The organism is Ruegeria sp. O11 (assembly GCF_056535285.1).
Genome location: NZ_JBQERS010000021.1, coordinates 21,588 through 39,562, shown reverse-complemented (window position 1 = coordinate 39,562; position 17,975 = coordinate 21,588). Strand labels below are relative to the sequence as shown.

Sequence of the window (17,975 nt, the reverse complement as noted above, 5' to 3'; positions counted from 1 at the left end):
CTCAGTGCCATCGCAAGACAGCTCAATGAGCGGCCTCGCAAAACCTTGCAATATCAAACACCAGCTGAGAAGTTCACAGAATGTGTTGCGGCGATCAGTTGAATTCACCGCCCAAAGCGGAAGTTCACCCGCCTAAGGTGAAACGAGTGGTTTTGGACGATTTTGCATTAGCCTGATTCCAAGTAGCAAGGACAAACATCCAAACGCCAATCCCATTGCGAGGGCATTGGCAACGAAGATACCGCCAAACAGGGATATCGCTGTTTTTCCCGCCTGCTCGATAGACGAGTCTACTACGATCGATAACCAGTCTTGCAGGTATAATGCGAACAGGACCGAGAGCCCCACGGGCGAAATGATGAGCGCTGTACCGAGAGAGGCCAATCCTCGCCCGAGGACAGCCCGCAGTGTTGACCCTTTCAAAACTATTGCGGCTGTGAAAGCAAAAACAACAAATGCAGAGAGCAGGACTAGCAACATGTCCACACTTGGAGAGAGATCTTTCGTGACCGTCCCTGCTAGGGCCGAGGTGAAGGGCAATAGAACAAAGGTCGCAATCCCTGCGGCAAGGTGCCCGGTGAACAATTTTGGCAACTTGCCAGACGAGCGTTTGTCGCTCCGGTTTTTGGGCTTAGGTGGTTTGGGCAGATCCGGATCAATTTGATCCCACCGCACGGATATTGGTTTTGGACGAGAAAGCATAACAGCCCCCTTGGATTGTAAAATTTGAGACGACCTAGCCAGCCGATTGTTCTTGGGAATTTGGTAGGCCGGAACGGAGTTTCTTTCGGCGTTTGGACTAATATTTGCGTGATCTAGACATGCCGACGCGCGAACATTGGTATCCTTGCCATTTCAAGTGATGAACATCCTGATTACGTAAGCGACAGTGGTTAGGCACAAGACGCTGCCGAACCAGATTGCGCTAAACCAGAAAACTTGCTTTAGCAGTTTCAATGGTAGCTCTCCTCTGGATCGATCTTTCCGCGGAAAACCCAGTACGTGTAGGCGGTGTAGGCCAGGATCACAGGCAGCAGAATGACGGCTCCGATCAGAGCAAAGGCCAAGCTGCTGTCCGGCGCTGCGGCTTCGGCAATCGTTAGGCTTGGGGGTAGCATATAGGGGTAGAAACTGATCCCAATGCCAATGAAGCAAGCGACGAACAATGCAATGGCGCAGAAGAAGGGCTGATAGTCGCGCTGTGTCTTCAGGCCGCGATGAAGCATCCAAGCAATGAGAGCAACAACAGCCGGCACACACACAGAGAAAACGACACCGGGCCAAGAAAACCATCTGATCAGATAGATCGGATCTTGGAGCGGGGTCAAAAGACTGACGAGGCCAATCAACCCGAGCGTCATGAGCATCAGTGGACGTGCATATGAACGCATCTGGTGCTGTATTCCGCCCGTTGTTTTCATATTGAGCCAAGTCGCGCCCAGCAAGGCGTACCCGATCACCAAGGCCACGCCCGTTAGGACAGAGAACGGCGTCAGCCAATCCCACTGTGCACCTGCGTAGAGCCGATCTTCGACCGGATGCCCTGGACCAGCGCGCCAAGCGTGATGCCTTGGCAGAAGGCAGCCACGGTTGAACCACCGTGAAACGCGACATCCCATAGCCAGCGTCCGCGTTCCGTTCGCCACCGGGATTCGAAGGCGACACCGCGGAAAACAAGCGCAAGAAGCATGATGATAACGGGCAAATAGATCGCGGGCATCACCACGGAATAAGCCAGCGGAAAAACAGCGAACAAACCTCCGCCGCCCATGACCAGCCAGGTCTCGTTCCCGTCCCATACTGGAGTGACCGAGTTCATCATGACATCGCGATCTTTGTCGGTTTTTGCGAATGGAAAGAGGATCCCAATTCCTAGATCGAACCCGTCCAGGATCACATAGGTCAGAACGGCAAAAGCAATTATGCCCGCCCAAATTGTCGAGAGTTCAAGCATTACGCTGCCTCCGCCAAAATAGAGATTTCAAGGGGTTTGTGACGTTGCTGGAAACCTTCGACAGGTGGTTTCGCCATAAGGCGCAGCATGTAGAACGTGCCCGCTCCGAACACAGTGAAATACACTACGATGAAGGCTACCAAAGACGCGGCAACAGTAGGTGCATCCACTTGTGACAGTGAGTCCGATGTCCGCATCAACCCGTATACCGTGTACGGCTGCCGCCCCACTTCGGTGGTGATCCAACCGGCCAGTACCGCTACAAACCCACTGGGTGCCAAAAGAACGGATGTCCGGTGCAACCAGCGATCCTCGTTGAGGCGGCGCCGAACCCGCTGAACAAGCGACCACAAGCCGACACCCAGCATGGCAAAACCGATGGCGAGCATGATGCGGAAGCTGTAGAAAACGATCGCGACCGGGGGTTCCTCGTCATCGGGGATAGTGTCCAGCCCGTCAAGCGGCGCGTTCAGGTCATGTTTGAGGATCAGCGATGATAGTTTCGGGATTTCGATGGCATAGTCCACGCGCTTTTCATCTTCGTTTGGAATGCCAAACAGGATAAGCGGTGCACCTTCGGGATGGCTGTCAAAGTGACCTTCCATCGCCATCACTTTCTGCGGCTGATTCATCACCGAAAAACCCCGTCAAGGCGCGGCCCTTCTTGAAAAATCCGAGGGCGTGGCGCAGCACCGGCACACTGTCAGTGGTGGGGCCGGTGCCTTTCTACGACAATAGAATTCGAAGTTTCGATTCTGGAACACCTAAATCTGCCAGATCGCAACACCCCCAATCGATCCGGTTAAACCTACTAACGTGTGCTTACTGCGGAATATGTTCGCGCGTTTGTCAGTGTTAGGGTGAGGTTCAGGCGTAACTCATTCGGTCACCCCAAAATCCTTATCGCCTATTGATACCAATTGGGACAATGTGTACGCCTTGCGCCACCAAGCGCCCCCTACAATGGAACTGCTAAATGATCGCTTCGTTCTCAAGAGATTTCATATTCATCAAGACCAGAAAAACCGGTGGGACAAGTATAGAAATCGCTCTGAGCCAATGGTTATCATCTTCAGATGTCTGCACACCGATCAGCAAAGATGATGAGGGCATGCGGAAAGATGTTCTCACAGTTGAGCCTATGGCCAAATTTAACGGCGCTCGATTACGCAACCACATGCCCGCAAGTGAAGTCCGGACGATATTCCCAGATCTTTGGAAGACCGCTTTTAAATTCACGATTGAGCGCCACCCTTACGAAAAAGCAGTTTCCTTGGCTTTCCACTCCGCTGCAAAACGAGATATTTCATTTGAGACCTCTTTAGATCGAGTGGTCCAAGGGGCCGAATATGTTGACAGGGACATCTACCGGATAGACAACGAAATAGCTGTCGACCAAGTCATTAAGTATGAGAAACTGAAAGAAGAATTGAACGAGATCGCCTCAAGGCTCGGATGTACCCCACCTGGGACGCTATCCAACGCAAAAGGCAATTATCGAAAAGACCGGCGACCCGCTGAACTAATTCTTTCGCCAGCTCAGAGAAGGCAAATCCAACTCGATTCCTCTATGGAGTTCGAGAGTTTCGGCTTTGCCCCGTAGCTCGCGTATACATACCTACTAAAGCCAAAGCCCCGCCCCGGCGGGGTTTTTCTTTGAGCTATCGGTAAAGCTATTTCTTTTTGTCCCAGCCGTGTTTGAGAAGTATCACAGCGCCATCTTCCAAATGTGCTTCTAAGCCGACGCCATATAGCTCAAGGATCTGGTTTAGAGCATCGGTTCCAGCGATTTTTTCGTCTAGACTATTTGTTTCTGCAATCTGGCCAAGGAAATCTAGCAGGTCTTCTGCAGCCCACGATTGGGCCGGATATTTCTCCTCCAAAGTTGAAACAATTTCAGCATTCATAGAACGATTACTGTTGGCAGCAGCCTGCTCGATGCGCCTCTTGAGATCGGCAGGAAGTCTAAGCTTGAATTGCGGGTCTGATTGAGTCGGTTGTGCCATAGACATTGTATGGACCATTTAGGTACTTGACGGAATAGTACCTATTAGGTACCTATGAACCTGTTAGGTCCCTATGGTGATTCCGATGAAGCAATTCAAATTGAACCTGCCAGACGAAATCAAAGCCTGGATCGAAGATCAGGCTGAGCGGAATGGCTCGTCTCAAAACTCAGAAGTAATTCGGGCGATCCGGGAACGCATGGAACGGGTCCAAGAAACGCAAAACTAGAACCAAGGAGAAAGACGATGACCAATGAACGCGCCAGCGCGAACGGAGAAGATGTGACTAACCCCAACAAGGGATTGACCCGTGATGAGCTTCAGCATGAGGCGATGACGATTGAATGTCTGCTTGACGCCGCAGTCGCTTTGATCGGAGCCCGCAATAGTCGAGAGGAATTGGTGGAAGTTATCGCCTATGCGCAGGATCGCGCAAAAAACCTGAACAGCGCTCTGGACTATGTGAACAAGCCGGAGTTGGCGTCATGAACGATACATTTGCACTGTACGAAACAAACATCGTCAAATCGGCTGAGAGCAACTGTTACGCCATATTCAATCTCTGCCGTGTCGGTATCGCGGCCAGTGACTCCGCTATGAATATCGACCTGGTGAACAAGGGCGGGTACGACGCTCTGCTCGAAGCAATCGCCGAACTGGCGGCAGACTCAATTGAGCGGTTGGAAGGCGAGAAACCCAATTGATAGGCATTCAGATCAGGGCGCGGCTTTTACTGCGCCCGTTTTCCCTTGTGAGTATTGTTATGAGTTATTACAGCGTTAATCGACACTGGTCCGACCGGTTCTTACCCGAGATCAAGAGCATCGTCGGCAATCACATTCTGCGTGCTGCCCCAGATCCGGTGGACCAACTCCAAGCAACAGATCTGCTCATGTTGGACGCCAAGGATATGCGTATAGCGGCCAGGGTGAGACGCCACGGGTATGCGTCCAGATATCCGCACCAATTCACGATCAGGGCCAAGGTTCCGTCAGGCGCAGAAACTGAGTTGTCCAAAATCGTCAACGGCTATGGAGACTGGATGTTCTACGGCCACGCCGGACCTGATGGCCGGGCTCTTATGAACTGGTGGCTGATAGACCTGAGAGCGTTCAGGGCGGCGCTGATACGTCATCGAACGACGGGGGCGCACCTCTACATGGGCGACAAGCGCAACCCAGACGGCACCTGCTTCAAGTGGTTCGATATTCGGTCGTTTCCAAAGGACCCACCTCTAGTGGTTGCGAAAGGATAAAAATGGCTTCGACATTCTACGCCAACACTGAATTGGATCGTTTCTGGCTAGTTTTGAAATGCCATATCAAAAGACTTGCGCAGAGAGTTTCGATATGGTATTTCAAAAGTATGGCTAAGCTTAAAGATCTAGAAAACTGGATGGAAAAAATGCTGCGCGGCGATGGCGCACGGGCGCGCTCGCTGGTGCAGCTATGCCGTAAAGCTGGGTTATTCACGACTGGCGGGCGCGGCAGTGGTTCCCCCGATATGACGGCATCAGATGCGACAAACGCGATCTTTGCTGTGCTGTATGATGGCCCGCCAACCGGGGCACCTGAAGCTATCAAAGCACTCGCCGAACTTCCCTTGGTCGCGATCGATGTTTATCCCGATGGCCCCCGCGAAGAAACGTCGCTGATGAGATACAACCAGCGAAACATTCCTGATTTTCGCGGCCCTTTGCCCCTATGCCTTTCAGCCGCTCCAACTAAAGCTTTCGATGCAATTTTCGCGGCAATGGCATTTGAACGCCGCCCGTACCATATGAGTGAAATCAAAGTGTCGAAGGGCAATTTCCGAGATTATCTGACCTTCTATTGGCATGACCCGGATATAGCGACCGATTCAAAGCTCTGCTCTGAAACAGATTTCTTCCTGTTTGACGCAATGTTTGCTCATGACTTCCAGCCGGGGAAGACGGACACCCACGGGCGATACACTGAACACTCACTTGGCGGCGATCTGCTTGATGACCTCTATTGCCTGATCCATGGGATCGACCCGTGGGCGGATGAAGGGGGGTACGATGGTTAGCGCCGATCCCCAACTGATGACGATCAAGGAGGCGGCAACCAGGCTGCACTCGGGCATCACCGTTTCATCTCTACATCAGGCACGCAAAGATGGCCGCTTGTGGGCCAAAAAGATCGGCAGGACGTTCTACACGACCTGGGCCGCTGTTTTGGAGTTTTTGGAATGCCCCGACCACGAAAGCCAGCCCGACTCTACTATCGCAAAGACGAAAGCCAGTGGGTCATCCGAGATGGTGGTTTCATGCAGCGGACAGGATATGGCCTTGGCCAGTGTGCAGAGGCTGAAGACGCTCTCGCAGACTACCTGCAGAACCGAATGCCGCCAAGCCGCAAAGGCCCGGCCAATCCATGGGAACTAGTCTTGGGGGAGGTTTTGGCCAAATATGCAGAGGACAGGGGGGCAAGTATGACGTCTCCTGAAACTCTTGGCTATTCTATTCAAGCGTTTGCACCCTATTGGGGCAACCTGACTTGCGACGCTGTAAAGCGCACCACGTGTAAGGCGTATGAGCGCGAACGAGCTAAGCCTCGCCAAATCGAAACCGTAAGCACAAGGGGCAAGGTTACCACCCGCGTTGTGTCGGCCTCAGCATCGACTGTGAAGCGCGAATTGGGGGTGCTGCAAGCTGCTTTGAACCATGCACACAGCGAGGGCCTTTTAGTTCACCCGATTGCCGTCACGCTTCCGAAGGCTGGTGAAGTTGAGGACCGATGGCTGAGCCGTGATGAGGTCGCGGCCATCCTGCGTTGTGCTGCACCTCATGTTCAGCGCTTCATCTTGCTTTCAATTTACACGGGGCGTCGCATGGCGGCTGTGCTGGATCTCACCTGGACGCGTGTTGACTTGGACGCAGGCCTGATCCGCTTCAAGGCGATTGAGGATGCAGAGACCAACAAACGCCGTGGTCGCGTGCGTATGCCGCGCCAACTCAGGTCGCATCTTTCGCGGTGGCGGAAGTCTGGTGAAACGCACGTCGTAATGTTTCGTGGTGAACGTCTCGATAGCATCAAGACGGGCATCAAGCGCGCTGCTCAACGGGCTGGCGTCAATGGCGTTTCGCCTCATGTCTTAAAGCACACGGCTATCACTTGGGCCGTCATGAACGGGATGCAGTTAGAGGACGCTGCCGAATACTTCGACACCAGCGTTGAGACCATCCGCAAACACTACTGGCACCACAGCCCACATCATCAACAACGGGCTATCGAAATCATCGAAAGGAGAAAATAACTGTGCGTGAAACTGTGCAAGACAATGCGGTAAAAACCGTTAAGTCATGGTGCTGCTGGAGAGAATTGAACTCTCGACCTCTCCCTTACCAAGGGAGTGCTCTACCTCTGAGCTACAGCAGCGCTGTGGGCGCGTGATTAGACGCAAACGAAACCCGGCGCAAGGGTGTCTGGACGGTTTTTTTCCACTGCTATAGAGAAAGACAATGGCAGACAAAAATTCACCCAAAAAGCACGGCAAATCCGGGGAAACGCGCGAGGACCGTTTGAAGGCGGCTCTGAAGGCGAATATGGCGCGGCGTAAGGCACAGGCGAAAGCGCGGGCAGCTTCCGGGCACAAGGCCGACAAGGACGAGGGATAAGAGCAGATGGATTCGATTCTGGTGACGGGCAACGGCCCACTGAGTGGGCAGATTCCCATTGCAGGGGCGAAGAATGCGTGCCTGACGCTGATGCCTGCGACGTTGCTCAGCGAAGAACCGCTGACGCTGACCAATGCGCCGCGCCTTAGTGACATCAAGACAATGACCGCATTGCTTCAATCTCTTGGGGCTGAAGTGTCCGCATTGCAGGATGGGCAGGTGATTGCGATGTCGAGCCACAGTCTGACCAGCCATGTTGCTGATTATGACATCGTTCGTAAGATGCGCGCTTCGAATCTGGTGCTCGGTCCCTTGCTTGCGCGGTTTGGGCAGGCGGTTGTCTCGCTGCCTGGTGGCTGCGCGATCGGCGCGCGCCCGATGGATTTGCATGTCGAAGGGTTAGAGGCGCTGGGGGCCGAGATCGAACTGAAAGACGGCTATCTACACGCCAAGGCACCCGGTGGTCTGAAAGGTGCTGTGCACGAAATGCGATTTGCCTCGGTTGGTGCGACTGAGAATATCGTCATGGCCGCCACGCTGGCCAAGGGTACGACTGTACTTAAGAACGCTGCGCGCGAACCTGAGATTGTCGATCTGGTAGAATGCCTGCGCAAGATGGGCGCGCAAATTTCCGGTGAGGGTAGTTCGACAATCGAAATTCAAGGTGTCGACCGGCTGCACGGTGCCACCCATCAGGTGGTGACCGACCGGATCGAGTTGGGCACTTATATGCTGGCCCCTGCGATCTGCGGAGGCGAGGTCGAGCTGTTAGGCGGCCGTATGCGGCTGGTCGAAAGTTTTGCTGCCAAGTTGGATGCGGCAGGGGTCAGTGTGGCAGAGACCGACAAAGGCCTGAAAGTGACGCGCAAGAACGGGCGCGTAAGCTCGGTTGATGTTGTTACCGAACCGTTCCCCGGATTTCCGACTGATTTGCAGGCGCAGATGATGGCGCTGATGTGCACAGCCGAGGGAACTTCGGTGCTTGAGGAACGCATCTTTGAAAATCGATTTATGCACGCCCCCGAATTGGTGCGCATGGGCGCCAATATCGAGGTGCATGGTGGCACGGCCACCGTCACCGGGGTTGAGCGCTTGAAAGGCGCGCCGGTGATGGCGACCGATCTGCGGGCTTCGGTCTCGTTGATCCTTGCCGGATTGGCGGCGGAAGGTGAAACGGTGGTCAGCCGGGTCTATCATCTGGATCGCGGATATGAACATGTGGTGCGCAAGCTGGAAGGCGTGGGCGCAAAGATCGAACGGATTAAGGGTCAATGACAGACGCGAGTTTCAAAGACGGCCGCGAGGCACCGCTGAACCTTGGGGCCGAGGATGCCGATGACCTGCAGGTTATCGCGACCCTGACGCAGGACGCGATTTTTCCGGTCACCGAGATGACATGGCGCCCGTCCGAGCGTCGCTTTGCCTTATTGCTGAATCGCTTTCGGTGGGAAGACAAAGATGCCGCTGCCCGGCGTGGCCGTGCATTCGAACGAGTGCAGGCAGTATTGGTGTTTGATTCCGTTTTGTCCGTGGCCAGCCAAGGTATCGACCGCAGCGATAAAGATATGATCCTGTCCCTGTTGTCGGTTGAATTTGAGCCCGCAGAAGATGGCGCCGGTCAGGTGTTGCTGACGCTCGCTGGCGATGGTGCGATCCGGCTGTCGGTCGAGGCAATAGACGTTACACTCAAGGACGTTACTCGCCCATACATCGCGCCCTCGGGCCAGGCTCCGCAGCACCCCGAGTGAACAATAAACGCGGCATCGCTCAGGCGTTTTCGAACCCGCCTGAGAGTCTAGGATTACGACCCGCAACTGTTTTTGATGTGTTCGGTATAAGCCGGACTCTGACCCGTTCGATCCGCGATCTGTGTCAAGCGGATCATCGGGATGACCCCATGAAGCTTGCCCTATGGACCGCCAACAAGGATCCGGCTGCGATCCGAGACTGGATCGATGCTGGAGCCTCTCTGTGGGTCGCGACAAAAGGGGAGGAGGTTGTAGCGGTTGGCGGACTGCGTGCAGAGGGTGAGATTTCATTACTCTATGTCGACCCAGATCACTCTGGGCAACGAATTGGCGCAACTCTTCTGCATCGGTTGCAGGATGAATTGCGCGTGCAAGGCTGCACAGAGGCGCATTTGCGTGCGACCAAAACCGCGCATGGGTTCTATGTCGCGCAGGGTTGGCAGGATGCTGGAGACCCCACCGAATGGAACGGCATTCCGCAATATCCGATGCGCAAATCGCTGCATCCAGTGGGCTAAGGGTTGAGGCCACGCGGTCCCGGCGATAAGACCCGTTGAAACGCCTTCGGAGTACCCTACATGCCCATTTTCCTCGATACGACTGCAGCTGATTTCGAGCCCGCTTTTCAGTCGCTGCTATCCGCAAAACGCGAGGACAGCCCCGATGTGGACGCGGTCGTCGCACAAATCATCGACGATGTGCGGGCCCGAGGCGATGCGGCTGTGATTGAGCTGACCGCGAAATTCGACCGTCTCGAGCTGACGCCCGAAACCATGGCCTTCTCTGCAGATGAGATCGCTGAAGCCGTCGCGCGGGTTACGCCAGAGGATCGCGCAGCGCTGGAACTGGCGGCTGACCGCATCAGGGCCTACCACGAAAAACAGATGCCCGAGGACCATCGGTGGACGGATGAGGCCGGTGCGACGCTCGGCTGGCGCTGGTCCGCGGTGTCGGCTGCGGGGCTCTATGTGCCGGGCGGATTGGCGTCATACCCATCGTCGGTTCTGATGAACGCAATTCCTGCAAAAGTGGCTGGCGTGGACCGGCTGGCCATCGTCGTTCCAACACCTGACGGTCAGGCGAACCCGTTGGTCCTGCTGGCGGCGCAGCTATCAGGTGTGGATGAAATTTATCGTATCGGAGGTGCGCAGGCCGTGGCCGCGCTGGCATATGGAACCGAGACTATTGCGCCGGTCGACAAGATCACCGGGCCGGGCAATGCCTTTGTTGCTGCTGCCAAACGCCGCGTGTTCGGCAAAGTTGGCATCGACATGATCGCCGGTCCCTCGGAAATTCTGGTCATTGCCGACAGGGACAACGACCCCGACTGGATCGCTTTGGACCTGCTCAGCCAGGCCGAGCATGACGAAAGCGCGCAATCGATACTTATTACTGACGACGCCGATTTCGGTGAGGCCGTTGCCCAAGCCGTCGAGAAACGCCTTGAGGCCCTGCAGCGCCGTGCCATCGCAGGTGCCAGTTGGCGCGATTTCGGCGCGGTGATCATCGTACGTGATCTGAATGAAGCCTCTGCACTGTCCAATCGTATCGCCCCCGAGCATCTGGAACTCTGCGTGGCCGACCCAGAGGCGCTGAGCCAGAAAACCATCCACGCAGGTGCGATCTTCCTCGGCCAGTATACGCCCGAAGCCATCGGCGACTATGTCGGCGGCCCTAATCATGTGCTGCCAACCGCACGTTCGGCGCGATTCTCGTCAGGACTCAGCGTGATGGATTTCCTCAAACGAACCACGCTCAGCCAAATGACGCCTGAGGCTCTCCGCATCATCGGTCCGGCAGCCGAAATGCTTGCGAAGTCGGAAAGCCTTGAGGCGCACGGATTATCGGTTACGGCACGCCTGAACCGGTTGAACGGTTGATGTGACGCGATGACTTGAGGCGATGCCACTTCTGTGCGTTGCCCATTGAAATCCGTTGTTATAGGTCTGTGCAGACGTAAGGATTGTGACTGTTAAGATGACCCGTATCTCGCATATCGAACTGGATGACCGGAACCTACCCCCGCCGACCCCCGAAATCGAGCAGGAGCGCAAGGTCGCCATCTATGATCTGCTTGAGGAGAATTCATTCACCCTTCCTTCGCGCGACGACCGGGCAACCCCGGACGGGCCATACCACTTGCAACTGTCAATCCGCGACAAACGTCTGGTATTCGACATTGAAACCGAGGCGAGCGAGAAGGCGGCTGAGTTTCATCTGTCGCTGGGGCCGTTCCGCCAAGTGGTCAAAGACTACTTCCAGATTTGTGAGAGCTATTTCAACGCGGTGAAGAACCTGCCGCCAAGCCAGATCGAAACCATCGATATGGCCCGGCGCGGTATCCACAATGAAGGTAGCCGCGTGCTTCAGGAACGGCTGGAAGGCAAAGCCGATATCGACACCGACACCGCCCGCCGCCTGTTCACGCTGATCTGCGTGCTGCATTTCGGAGGCTGACGGGTGACGTCTCTGCCGCAGTCCATTCTGTTCTGTTGCGACCACAATTCGGTTCGGTCCCCCATGGCCGAAGGCATCATGAAGAAATTTTATGGGACTGGCACCTATGTGCAATCCGCAGGTGTCCACGGTGATCTTGATATCGACGGCTTCTGCATAGCTGTCTGTCAGGAGATCGAGGTCGAGTTGTCCCGCCACCGTTCGCGATCATTCGACGAGATGGAGGAATGGGGCGACGATCTCAGCTCGTTTGATCTGATTGTGGCCCTGTCGCCCGCCAGCCAGAGAAAGGCGCTGGAACTGACTCGGTTTTTTCACCTCGATGTCGATTATTGGCCAATTATGGACCCTACCGGATTAGGCGAATCCCGCGAAGAAAAGCTACGTCACTATCGACAGACCCGCGATCAGATCATTTCGCATCTGAAAGACCGCTGGGGCGAACCAACGGAGCGACCATGAACTCGACCGTCAAAACCTATTTCGACGCTTTCAACGCCGGTGATGTCGAGGCGATGATGGCCTGCCTGTCCGACGACGTGGCCCATCACGTCAACGAAGGCCAGATCCGCGTCGGCAAAGAAAAATTTGCCGCCTTCTGCGCCCATATGAATCGTTGCTACCGCGAGAACCTGACCGATATCGTGATCTTCGAGGCCGAGCACGGCGCCCGCGCCGCCGCCGAGTTTATCGTCAACGGCACCTATCTGGAAACCGATGAGGGGTTGCCTGAGGCGCATGGCCAGACCTATCGCCTGCCTGCGGGTTCGTTCTTTGACCTCAAGGATGGTAAGATCACACGCGTGACGACCTACTACAATCTTGCTGACTGGACCAAACAGGTTGCAAATGGCTGAGATCACGGATGTCCGCCCCTTGACCGGGGCGGCACTTGAGGCTGCGCTGGACGATGTGGCGCGCCTGCGGATCGAGGTGTTCCGGGTCTGGCCATATCTCTATGATGGCGATTTGGCCTATGAACGGGAATACCTGCGATCCTATCGGGACAGTGACAGGGCTATCATTGTCGGTGCCTTTGATAGCGACAGGTTGGTCGGTGCCTCGACCGGGGCCCCCCTGACCGATCATGCTGACGACTTCGCTGCAGCCTTTGCAGAGACGGATCTGGACCTTTCAAACATCTTCTACTGCGCAGAGTCAGTGTTGTTGCCGCGCTACCGAGGACAAGGCGTAGGGCATAAGTTCTTTGACCTGCGCGAACAACATGCGCGTGCGTTGGGCTTCACCAAATGCGCCTTCTGCAGCGTCCAGCGCCCCGGTGACCACCCGATGCGACCCGCCGATTACCGTCCGCTCGATGCCTTCTGGCGCGCGCGGGGATACACGCCGTTACCGGGGGTGGTGGCGCAGTTCTCGTGGAAGGATGTGGGCGAGGAGTTTGAAAGCCAAAAACCGTTGCAGTTTTGGATTCGTGATCTGTAAAATGCTTGAGGGCAAGCTGCCCACTTGCCCCGATTATCGCCACCCAATACCATCGTGGTATGTGTGGTAAGTTTGCAGCCGGTCACCTGACGCAGCGCGAGATGTTGGCGATACTCGAGAATTTTCTCTACGGAAAAGTTTCGCCTCATTTGCCGAACCAGTTGCCGACAGGCGGTTATAATGTTTCCCCGACCAATCAGATCGGCATGATCCGGTGGGCGAATGGCACCGCAGAACTGACAACCGCACGCTGGCAGTTGAAGGACCCGCGTAGCGCGAAGCCCGTCATAAACTCGAAGATTGAAAATGTAGGTTTCTGGCAAGATTATTGGGACAACGGCCGCTGCTTGATCCCGGCGTTGGGGTACTATGAGTGGCCAAAAGACCAGGGCCATGATTGCCCGGTCTTTATTACTGTCAAGCGCAACGCACCTACCATGTTCTTCGCCGGTTTTGTTCGAACACAAGACGGAAGTCACAATTGTTCGATTCTAACCCGTCAGCCAAGCCCGCAGATTGCCCATATTCACAGTCGTATGCCGGTCATCCTGACGCCTGATGAGATTGAAAGCTGGTTGTCGGGGGTAACGACACCTCAGGACGCTCAGAAATCGCTTGGAGCAGGTTACGAGGGCCGCTTCGAGTTTCACACTGTAAGACCGATTAAGCGCGATAGCGAAGGCGAAGAAATGATCGAGCCATATTCCCCGTCGGTTCAGACGGCGTTCGATTTTTAATTGAACCAAAGCGTAAGTGGCCGTCCGGTGAACCTGGCCGGTTATTATGGAGTGGATTGTACTGTGTGGGGCCACGGTATAGAGCCTTGCGATCCGACGAGTGTCTCGCTCGTGCCATCCATGATAAGCAAGCAAACGTGCGCTGAATTCTCAGCCGAACACAATGTCGGGCACCTCTACGCCGCCAAACCCGATTTGGCGACGTTCTACAAGTGGATTGAGCCTACAAACAGCATGTATCCGGGAATCGAAAAATGTCGCGAAACAAGCATTATTCGTGAACCAAGCCGAACCGCTCCCGCATAACCTTACTTGAAGCTGCGGCTGTCCTTGATCTGGTCCCAAGCCCAGACGACCTCTTGCAACTGTTCTTCCTGCGACCGGTCACCACCGTTCATGTCGGGGTGTAGCACCTTGATCAGTTTTTTATAAGCCTTCCGGATTTCAGCCTTGGACCAGCTGTCCTGAGCTTCGAGAATCTCGATCGCGCGGCGTTCGGTGGGGGGCAGGCGGCGGCCTCCAGAGTTGGCACGGCCGGGGTTCTTGGTGGCGTTTTCGCCCAGAACCTGATGCGGGTCTTCGATGCCCAGGCGTGCCCATGCTCGTGCTTCGGGGTCACCCATAGGTTTGGTCTCACGCTCCCACACTTTGTCCTTCGAGCGCTGTGCATTCAACTCGGCCTCGGTGGTGCCGTCGAAGAAATTCCATTTCTGATTATATTCGCGCACGTGTTGCTGGCAGAACCAGAAAAAATCATCCAGAACATCAGGTGCCTTGGGCGCGCGGAACTTGCCGGCCTCTTCGCAACCCTCGTGATCGCAGATTCGCACCGAAGTTTCGGACGCACCCGACATGCCTCGGCGCCCGCGCGGCTTCTTTTTCTTAGCGCTGGACACGGACATATCGAACCCGAAGGGATCTGACTTTACCATCTGCACAACCTCACGAAGGCATCTTTTCGACTCGGAGGCAGCAGTTTAATCTAAGCAGCCGAAAGTAGAAGAGGGGAACGGCAATTTATTTGCCGTTGAGCAAAAAAATGAGCGTGACCGACGAAATCCGTAACCGATTGCAGGCAGCATTTGATCCGACTGAGCTTGATGTAGTCGATGATAGCGAAAGCCACCGCGGTCATGCAGGCTATCAAGAGGGTGGAGAGAGCCATTTCAACGTTCGCATCCGGTCGGAAGCCTTTACTGGCCAGACTCGTGTTGCCCGCCATCGCGCGGTTCATAAAGCGTTGGGAGACATCGTGCCGCGTATCCATGCGCTGGCGTTGGATATTGATGTATAGCGGTCAAAACCTCGGGCGTAGGCAAATTTGCGCGAGTCCGAATTTGATTGACCCGCCAGAATCGCGAACTGCAGAGCTAGTATGATTGGGTCGGCTTGGCACACAGCCCACTTTCAGAGGCAAAATAGCTGATCTCGAATTCATTGCAGATTTAACCTCGATCAAAGAACTGCAATTCATCGCTCTTTAAATTCGCCACGTCGTTCTCTGGCCTGCCAGAGCGATCGGAGTAATGGATTAAGAGGGCTCAAAATGGCTGATGGGTGTGATTGTGACCGTAACGCTCTCATATATCAAACCGTGGATGCGGCCTTAACCCTTGGCCTGTCGATCGCGCACCCAGTTGGTAACACTGAATCCTTACCGCTGCAGCAAGCGATCGGGCGTGTTCTGGCCGAGGAGTGTTACAGTAGGGTCGACATGCCAGCTTTCGACAATTCGGCCATGGATGGATACGCCATTCGGACTGGTGATCTGGACGAAGGGACTGAGTTTGAATTGCCGATAGGCGGGCGAATGGCCGCCGGTGATAGCGGAATGCACAACGCACCAGTGGGCAGCGCCTTGCGTATTTTTACCGGCGCTCCGGTTCCAACGGAGTTTGATGCCGTTCTTATGCAAGAGGACTGCAGTGTAATCGCAGACCGCATCCGATTTTCTCGTCGGCCCAAGCCCGGTCAACACATACGCCGCACGGGCGAGGATTTACAGGTCGGGGCCCAGATTCTGTCCCGCGGATGTGAGATTACTGCGCGCGAAGCTGCCGTTCTGGCGTCTTCTGGTCACGGGCGCGTCAAGGTATATCGCAAACTGAAGGTGACAATTTTTTCGACTGGCAGTGAGTTGCGCGAGCCGGATGAAGTGCTGGGCCCCGGCCAGATTTACAACTCCAATAGGTATATGCTGTTGGCTTTGTTGAACAAGCCGTGGATTGATTTAACGGATTGCGGCCAGATCAAAGATGACCCCAAACTTCTGAAGCGCGTGTTGGAGGAGGCTTGTGAAACGTCTGATCTAATCGTCACAACAGGTGGCGTTTCGGTGGGGGATGAAGATCACATGCCTCGCCTGTTCAAGGAAATTGGCGGTGAGACTGATGTGATGAAGGTGGCAATGAAACCGGGCAAGCCAATCATGTTCGGGCGCCGTGGGGATGCGCTATATGTAGGGCTACCGGGCAATCCAGTATCTGCTTATGTCACATGGCAGATCATCGGGTCGCATATGATGGCACGGAAGGCAGGATTGAGCCACACTCAGCCGGTATGCGAGCAAGCTGTTCTGGCAGAGCCATTGCAACGCCAAGCAGGTAGGCAGGAATATCGGCCGGTGCGGATTGAAGGCACATCACCAGAGGGAACTCCGCAGTTGCGATGTCTGGCGGCATCCTACAGCGGGCGGGTGGCATTGCTGGCGCAGTCCGACGGGTTGGCGGTAATCCCGGCAGAGATCGCGCACCTGCCTAAAGGGCACCGGATTGAGTTTTTGAGATTTAACCGACTGTTTTGACGACCGGTAATAAGCTCAGGTCCTTAAACATATAGGTTGTGGGTTCAAGTCGATTTTCGAACGGGTTGCGGCAATAGTTTGGAATTTCGCCAGAGATTTGAAAACCCAGCGACTGGTACAATACCCGTGAAGGATCGGAGCTACGGGTATCCAGAACCAGCAAGGATTTTCCCAGTTCAACCGCCCGCGTTTCCAAAGCGGTCATCAGGGCGCGTCCCAGTCCACGGCGGCGGGCATCGGGGTGGACCAGCAGTTTGGCAACATCTGCACGATGGGGCTGGTTTGGCATTGTGGCCTGAATCAATTGCACTGTACCTTGAATGCGTCCATCACCATAGGCAACGAACAGATCGAGCGTGCCTTGGCGCAGGCCGGGGCGCACCCGATCCCGCCAATATGTAAGGGCGGCTTCGTGTGAAAATGGCAGGATGAAACCTATGCTGGCACCGGTATGCACGCACCGATGAAGGATATCCGACAAATCCTCCAGTGCGGCATCGAAAAAGGCCTCGGACAAGCGCGAGATCATATTAGCACCAGCAGATAACGCGCGCCTCGTTTCGCCCCGGTTTCAAACTGCGTGGGTCCGGACAAGTGATAGCGCAGACAGTCGCCGCCGCTGAGTGCGTGGCGCACTCCGTCTACTGTCAGCGCCAATTCGCCGTCCAGAACAATCAGATGATGTTCCTGCCCCGGTTTGGGTGGTGTCTCGTAGTTTATGACGGTTTCGCGGGGCAGATGGCCCTCCATCACTTCACCGCTGAGCCCCGTCGCCGGAGGTGAGACCGACCGGCGCGTAAAACCGCTTTCGGCGTCGTGCCATTCGGGTTGCTTTTCAAAAGGCACCTTAGGGTCGAAACTGTCCTCGATCATCATCAACAAGCGCGACATCGGCAAGCTGTAAGCCGCACATAAACGTCCAAGGGTTTCGGCGGTTGGGCTAACATCACCATTTTCCATCCGCGAAAGGGTGGCTCGGCTGATACCGCTTTGGTCCGCCAGTTGTTCAAGCGACCAGCCACGGCCCTGACGCAGCTCGCTCAGACGTTTTGCAAGGCGGTTTGAGAGGTTGTCTAGCATAGATCAAATATGGGAATCTGTTTCATAATTGAGAATTATGCAAAAAATAATGTAGTGCGCAACAAAAAAGGGCGCGGAATATCCGCGCCCTTAACTGCTCGGGTTGC

The 17,975-nt window shown here is 55.1% G+C and carries 25 protein-coding genes, 1 tRNA gene and 2 pseudogenes; 20 read left to right on the top strand and 8 right to left on the bottom strand.

Annotation, left to right across the window (positions count from 1 at the left end; translation table 11 throughout):
• Positions 1 to 132: 132 nt before the first annotated feature.
• From ACRZ91_RS21285 to ACRZ91_RS21275, 3 genes and pseudogenes are all read right to left on the bottom strand, one after another.
• Complete coding sequence (locus ACRZ91_RS21285) at positions 133 to 702, bottom strand: hypothetical protein (protein ID WP_480908432.1); 570 nt, start codon at positions 700 to 702, stop codon at positions 133 to 135.
• Between the two features lie 251 nt (positions 703 to 953).
• Positions 954 to 1,954: pseudogene (gene cydB / locus ACRZ91_RS21280) on the bottom strand (cytochrome d ubiquinol oxidase subunit II).
• A 62-nt stretch (positions 1,955 to 2,016) separates the two neighbouring features.
• A pseudogene (locus tag ACRZ91_RS21275) lies at positions 2,017 to 2,583 on the bottom strand (cytochrome ubiquinol oxidase subunit I); the annotation flags it as partial.
• A 347-nt stretch (positions 2,584 to 2,930) separates the two neighbouring features.
• On the opposite strand from ACRZ91_RS21275, the gene ACRZ91_RS21270 reads away from it, so the two are divergent.
• On the top strand, positions 2,931 to 3,557 hold the full coding sequence (locus ACRZ91_RS21270) for a hypothetical protein (protein WP_480908430.1): 627 nt from the start codon (positions 2,931 to 2,933) through the stop codon (positions 3,555 to 3,557).
• 70 nt (positions 3,558 to 3,627) lie between these two features.
• Here the strand turns inward: ACRZ91_RS21270 and ACRZ91_RS21265 are convergent, their stop codons facing one another.
• The gene (locus ACRZ91_RS21265; protein WP_480908428.1) at positions 3,628 to 3,966 is read right to left on the bottom strand and encodes an Arc family DNA-binding protein; all 339 of its coding nucleotides are present in this window, start codon (positions 3,964 to 3,966) and stop codon (positions 3,628 to 3,630) included.
• A 79-nt stretch (positions 3,967 to 4,045) separates the two neighbouring features.
• Here ACRZ91_RS21265 and ACRZ91_RS21260 point away from each other — a divergent pair, with 79 nt between their 5' ends.
• The 6 genes from ACRZ91_RS21260 to ACRZ91_RS21235 all read left to right on the top strand — a co-directional run bounded on the left by ACRZ91_RS21260 (position 4,046) and on the right by ACRZ91_RS21235 (position 7,239).
• Positions 4,046 to 4,189, top strand: coding sequence for an Arc family DNA-binding protein (locus tag ACRZ91_RS21260; RefSeq protein ID WP_480908426.1), 144 nt, complete (start codon positions 4,046 to 4,048; stop codon positions 4,187 to 4,189).
• A 17-nt stretch (positions 4,190 to 4,206) separates the two neighbouring features.
• Positions 4,207 to 4,449, top strand: coding sequence for a hypothetical protein (locus tag ACRZ91_RS21255; protein ID WP_480908424.1), 243 nt, complete (start codon positions 4,207 to 4,209; stop codon positions 4,447 to 4,449).
• Positions 4,446 to 4,664 (top strand): hypothetical protein, encoded by a 219-nt coding sequence (locus ACRZ91_RS21250; protein WP_480908423.1) that lies wholly within the window; start codon positions 4,446 to 4,448, stop codon positions 4,662 to 4,664. The genes ACRZ91_RS21255 and ACRZ91_RS21250 overlap by 4 nt, the downstream gene beginning before the upstream one ends.
• Before the next feature lie 59 nt (positions 4,665 to 4,723).
• Complete coding sequence (locus tag ACRZ91_RS21245; RefSeq protein ID WP_480908421.1) at positions 4,724 to 5,215, top strand: hypothetical protein; 492 nt, start codon at positions 4,724 to 4,726, stop codon at positions 5,213 to 5,215.
• Positions 5,216 to 5,325: 110 nt separating this feature from the next.
• Positions 5,326 to 6,009 carry a hypothetical protein gene (locus ACRZ91_RS21240; RefSeq protein ID WP_480908419.1) on the top strand — a complete coding sequence of 228 codons (684 nt, stop codon included), beginning with the start codon at positions 5,326 to 5,328 and terminating at the stop codon, positions 6,007 to 6,009.
• Between the two features lie 162 nt (positions 6,010 to 6,171).
• Positions 6,172 to 7,239, top strand: a complete 1,068-nt coding sequence (locus tag ACRZ91_RS21235; RefSeq protein ID WP_480908417.1) for a tyrosine-type recombinase/integrase — start codon at positions 6,172 to 6,174, stop codon at positions 7,237 to 7,239.
• Positions 7,240 to 7,286: 47 nt separating this feature from the next.
• Here ACRZ91_RS21235 and ACRZ91_RS21230 read toward each other — a convergent pair.
• A tRNA-Thr gene (locus ACRZ91_RS21230) sits at positions 7,287 to 7,361 on the bottom strand.
• 83 nt (positions 7,362 to 7,444) lie between these two features.
• Between ACRZ91_RS21230 and ACRZ91_RS21225 the strand changes: the two genes are divergently transcribed.
• From ACRZ91_RS21225 to ACRZ91_RS21175, 11 genes are all read left to right on the top strand, one after another.
• Positions 7,445 to 7,600: a hypothetical protein gene (locus tag ACRZ91_RS21225; RefSeq protein ID WP_010441084.1), complete on the top strand. Its 156-nt coding sequence runs from the start codon at positions 7,445 to 7,447 to the stop codon at positions 7,598 to 7,600.
• 6 nt (positions 7,601 to 7,606) lie between these two features.
• Positions 7,607 to 8,875, top strand: a complete 1,269-nt coding sequence (murA, locus tag ACRZ91_RS21220) for a UDP-N-acetylglucosamine 1-carboxyvinyltransferase (protein ID WP_170780747.1) — start codon at positions 7,607 to 7,609, stop codon at positions 8,873 to 8,875.
• Positions 8,872 to 9,348 (top strand): DUF2948 family protein, encoded by a 477-nt coding sequence (locus ACRZ91_RS21215; protein ID WP_170776215.1) that lies wholly within the window; start codon positions 8,872 to 8,874, stop codon positions 9,346 to 9,348. Before murA ends, ACRZ91_RS21215 begins: the two co-directional genes overlap by 4 nt.
• Complete coding sequence (locus ACRZ91_RS21210; protein WP_480908414.1) at positions 9,345 to 9,866, top strand: GNAT family N-acetyltransferase; 522 nt, start codon at positions 9,345 to 9,347, stop codon at positions 9,864 to 9,866. The genes ACRZ91_RS21215 and ACRZ91_RS21210 overlap by 4 nt, the downstream gene beginning before the upstream one ends.
• A gap of 60 nt (positions 9,867 to 9,926) precedes the next feature.
• A complete protein-coding gene (gene hisD, locus ACRZ91_RS21205; protein ID WP_480908412.1) occupies positions 9,927 to 11,228 on the top strand; it encodes a histidinol dehydrogenase in 1,302 nt (433 codons plus the stop codon).
• Positions 11,229 to 11,325: 97 nt separating this feature from the next.
• Positions 11,326 to 11,805, top strand: coding sequence for a UPF0262 family protein (locus ACRZ91_RS21200; RefSeq protein WP_170475985.1), 480 nt, complete (start codon positions 11,326 to 11,328; stop codon positions 11,803 to 11,805).
• Between the two features lie 3 nt (positions 11,806 to 11,808).
• Entirely contained in the window at positions 11,809 to 12,267 is a 459-nt protein-coding gene (locus tag ACRZ91_RS21195; protein WP_480717554.1) for an arsenate-mycothiol transferase ArsC, read from the top strand.
• The gene (locus ACRZ91_RS21190; RefSeq protein WP_480908410.1) at positions 12,264 to 12,662 is read left to right on the top strand and encodes a ketosteroid isomerase-related protein; all 399 of its coding nucleotides are present in this window, start codon (positions 12,264 to 12,266) and stop codon (positions 12,660 to 12,662) included. Before ACRZ91_RS21195 ends, ACRZ91_RS21190 begins: the two co-directional genes overlap by 4 nt.
• Positions 12,655 to 13,248 (top strand): GNAT family N-acetyltransferase, encoded by a 594-nt coding sequence (locus ACRZ91_RS21185; RefSeq protein WP_480908408.1) that lies wholly within the window; start codon positions 12,655 to 12,657, stop codon positions 13,246 to 13,248. Before ACRZ91_RS21190 ends, ACRZ91_RS21185 begins: the two co-directional genes overlap by 8 nt.
• Before the next feature lie 59 nt (positions 13,249 to 13,307).
• Entirely contained in the window at positions 13,308 to 13,985 is a 678-nt protein-coding gene (locus ACRZ91_RS21180) for an SOS response-associated peptidase (protein ID WP_480908407.1), read from the top strand.
• A gap of 120 nt (positions 13,986 to 14,105) precedes the next feature.
• Positions 14,106 to 14,291, top strand: coding sequence for a hypothetical protein (locus ACRZ91_RS21175; protein ID WP_480908436.1), 186 nt, complete (start codon positions 14,106 to 14,108; stop codon positions 14,289 to 14,291).
• Between the two features lie 2 nt (positions 14,292 to 14,293).
• On the opposite strand, the gene ACRZ91_RS21170 is transcribed toward ACRZ91_RS21175, so the two are convergent.
• Positions 14,294 to 14,917 carry a DnaJ domain-containing protein gene (locus ACRZ91_RS21170; protein WP_010441101.1) on the bottom strand — a complete coding sequence of 208 codons (624 nt, stop codon included), beginning with the start codon at positions 14,915 to 14,917 and terminating at the stop codon, positions 14,294 to 14,296.
• A 107-nt stretch (positions 14,918 to 15,024) separates the two neighbouring features.
• Here ACRZ91_RS21170 and ACRZ91_RS21165 point away from each other — a divergent pair, with 107 nt between their 5' ends.
• Complete coding sequence (locus tag ACRZ91_RS21165; RefSeq protein ID WP_170546510.1) at positions 15,025 to 15,279, top strand: BolA family protein; 255 nt, start codon at positions 15,025 to 15,027, stop codon at positions 15,277 to 15,279.
• A gap of 252 nt (positions 15,280 to 15,531) precedes the next feature.
• Positions 15,532 to 16,788 (top strand): molybdopterin molybdotransferase MoeA, encoded by a 1,257-nt coding sequence (locus ACRZ91_RS21160; protein ID WP_480908404.1) that lies wholly within the window; start codon positions 15,532 to 15,534, stop codon positions 16,786 to 16,788.
• Here the strand turns inward: ACRZ91_RS21160 and ACRZ91_RS21155 are convergent.
• Both ACRZ91_RS21155 and ACRZ91_RS21150 read right to left on the bottom strand, forming a co-directional pair.
• Positions 16,772 to 17,317: a GNAT family N-acetyltransferase gene (locus ACRZ91_RS21155; RefSeq protein ID WP_170475968.1), complete on the bottom strand. Its 546-nt coding sequence runs from the start codon at positions 17,315 to 17,317 to the stop codon at positions 16,772 to 16,774. The two genes, ACRZ91_RS21160 and ACRZ91_RS21155, sit on opposite strands and share 17 nt — an antisense overlap.
• Complete coding sequence (locus ACRZ91_RS21150; RefSeq protein ID WP_480908402.1) at positions 17,314 to 17,868, bottom strand: helix-turn-helix domain-containing protein; 555 nt, start codon at positions 17,866 to 17,868, stop codon at positions 17,314 to 17,316. Before ACRZ91_RS21150 ends, ACRZ91_RS21155 begins: the two co-directional genes overlap by 4 nt.
• Positions 17,869 to 17,975 lie beyond the last annotated feature (107 nt).

Excerpts from the sequence above, each read along its gene's own strand:
- ACRZ91_RS21165 (WP_170546510.1), top strand. The coding sequence starts at position 15,025 with ATGAGCGTGACCGACGAAATCCGTAACCGATTGCAGGCAGCATTTGAT.
- hisD (WP_480908412.1), top strand. The coding sequence starts at position 9,927 with ATGCCCATTTTCCTCGATACGACTGCAGCTGATTTCGAGCCCGCTTTT.
- ACRZ91_RS21245 (WP_480908421.1), top strand. The coding sequence starts at position 4,724 with ATGAGTTATTACAGCGTTAATCGACACTGGTCCGACCGGTTCTTACCC.
- ACRZ91_RS21200 (WP_170475985.1), top strand. The coding sequence starts at position 11,326 with ATGACCCGTATCTCGCATATCGAACTGGATGACCGGAACCTACCCCCG.
- ACRZ91_RS21180 (WP_480908407.1), top strand. The coding sequence starts at position 13,308 with ATGTGTGGTAAGTTTGCAGCCGGTCACCTGACGCAGCGCGAGATGTTG.
- ACRZ91_RS21255 (WP_480908424.1), top strand. The coding sequence starts at position 4,207 with ATGACCAATGAACGCGCCAGCGCGAACGGAGAAGATGTGACTAACCCC.
- ACRZ91_RS21215 (WP_170776215.1), top strand. The coding sequence starts at position 8,872 with ATGACAGACGCGAGTTTCAAAGACGGCCGCGAGGCACCGCTGAACCTT.
- ACRZ91_RS21265 (WP_480908428.1), bottom strand. The coding sequence starts at position 3,966 with ATGTCTATGGCACAACCGACTCAATCAGACCCGCAATTCAAGCTTAGA.
- ACRZ91_RS21225 (WP_010441084.1), top strand. The coding sequence starts at position 7,445 with ATGGCAGACAAAAATTCACCCAAAAAGCACGGCAAATCCGGGGAAACG.
- ACRZ91_RS21170 (WP_010441101.1), bottom strand. The coding sequence starts at position 14,917 with ATGGTAAAGTCAGATCCCTTCGGGTTCGATATGTCCGTGTCCAGCGCT.
- ACRZ91_RS21250 (WP_480908423.1), top strand. The coding sequence starts at position 4,446 with ATGAACGATACATTTGCACTGTACGAAACAAACATCGTCAAATCGGCT.
- ACRZ91_RS21185 (WP_480908408.1), top strand. The coding sequence starts at position 12,655 with ATGGCTGAGATCACGGATGTCCGCCCCTTGACCGGGGCGGCACTTGAG.
- ACRZ91_RS21285 (WP_480908432.1), bottom strand. The coding sequence starts at position 702 with ATGCTTTCTCGTCCAAAACCAATATCCGTGCGGTGGGATCAAATTGAT.
- ACRZ91_RS21235 (WP_480908417.1), top strand. The coding sequence starts at position 6,172 with ATGCCCCGACCACGAAAGCCAGCCCGACTCTACTATCGCAAAGACGAA.
- ACRZ91_RS21260 (WP_480908426.1), top strand. The coding sequence starts at position 4,046 with ATGAAGCAATTCAAATTGAACCTGCCAGACGAAATCAAAGCCTGGATC.
- ACRZ91_RS21160 (WP_480908404.1), top strand. The coding sequence starts at position 15,532 with ATGGCTGATGGGTGTGATTGTGACCGTAACGCTCTCATATATCAAACC.
- ACRZ91_RS21240 (WP_480908419.1), top strand. The coding sequence starts at position 5,326 with ATGGCTAAGCTTAAAGATCTAGAAAACTGGATGGAAAAAATGCTGCGC.
- ACRZ91_RS21150 (WP_480908402.1), bottom strand. The coding sequence starts at position 17,868 with ATGCTAGACAACCTCTCAAACCGCCTTGCAAAACGTCTGAGCGAGCTG.
- murA (WP_170780747.1), top strand. The coding sequence starts at position 7,607 with ATGGATTCGATTCTGGTGACGGGCAACGGCCCACTGAGTGGGCAGATT.
- ACRZ91_RS21155 (WP_170475968.1), bottom strand. The coding sequence starts at position 17,317 with ATGATCTCGCGCTTGTCCGAGGCCTTTTTCGATGCCGCACTGGAGGAT.
- ACRZ91_RS21175 (WP_480908436.1), top strand. The coding sequence starts at position 14,106 with ATGATAAGCAAGCAAACGTGCGCTGAATTCTCAGCCGAACACAATGTC.
- ACRZ91_RS21190 (WP_480908410.1), top strand. The coding sequence starts at position 12,264 with ATGAACTCGACCGTCAAAACCTATTTCGACGCTTTCAACGCCGGTGAT.
- ACRZ91_RS21270 (WP_480908430.1), top strand. The coding sequence starts at position 2,931 with ATGATCGCTTCGTTCTCAAGAGATTTCATATTCATCAAGACCAGAAAA.